The following is a 1,112-nucleotide window of genomic DNA, read 5'->3' on the forward strand; positions in this document are numbered from 1 at the left end:
ATTTCTGACTTAGCGGTGGTCTTAGCTGTCGCATCTGGTTTAATGGCATTGATACTTGTGATACCTGCGTCCTTAGCTGTCGCTACATCCGCATTAGTGGTTGCCGCATCAACGGCATCCTTGGCTTCCTGAGCTTTTGCATCAACTGCATTCTTAGCTGATTGCTTTTCTTCGTCCGTCAAGTCTGTACGAGCATCAATGGCGGTTTTCTTTGCTTCCGCTGCCTTATCAATTTCTGACTTAGCGGTGGTCTTAGCTGTCGCATCTGGATGGATATCAGAAATAGCTGTAGTGCCATCAGTTTGAGCCTTCGTAACGGCATCATTGGTAGTTGCCGCATCAACTGCGTCCTTTGCTTCTTGAGCTTTTGCATCAACGGCATTCTTAGCTGCTCGCTTTTCTTCATCCGTCAAGTCTGTACGAGCATCAATCTCTGCCTTTTTAGCTTCCGCTGCCTTATCAATTTCTGACTTAGCGGTGGTCTTAGCTGTCGCATCTGGTTTAATGGCATTGATACTTGTGATACCTGCGTCCTTAGCTGTCGCTACATCCGCATTGGTAGTTGCTGCATCAACGGCATCATTGGCTTCCTGAGCTTTTGCATCAACGGCATCCTTAGCTGATTGCTTTTCTTCGTCAGTTAGATCAGAACGAGCATCAATCTCTGCCTTTTTAGCTTCCGCTGCCTTATCAATTTCTGACTTAGCGGTGGTCTTAGCTGTTGCATCTGGATGGATATCAGAAATAGCGGTGGTACCGTCAGTTTGAGCCTTCGTAACAGCATCATTGGTAGTTGCCGCATCAACGGCATCCTTGGCTTCCTGAGCTTTTGCATCAACGGCATCCTTAGCTGATTGCTTTTCTTCGTCCGTCAAGTCTGTACGAGCATCAATAGCGGTTTTCTTCGCTTCCGCTGCCTTATCAATTTCTGACTTAGCGGTGGTCTTAGCTGTCGCATCTGGTTTAATGGCATTGATACTTGTGATACCTGCGTCCTTAGCTGTCGCTACATCCGCATTAGTGGTTGCTGCATCAACTGCGTCCTTGGCTTTCTTGACTTCTGCATCAACGGCATCCTTAGCTGATTGCTTTTCTTCGTCCGTCAAGTCTGT

At 47.2% G+C, this 1,112-nt stretch carries 1 protein-coding gene; it reads right to left on the reverse strand.

Going from position 1 to position 1,112, the window contains the following annotated elements; all coding sequences use genetic code 11:
- A partial coding sequence (locus tag ACVPON_RS09530; protein WP_462878393.1) for a DUF1542 domain-containing protein occupies positions 1–1,112 on the reverse strand: 1,112 nt, incomplete at both ends.

It is taken from the genome of Streptococcus sp. 1F3 (genome assembly GCF_054968985.1).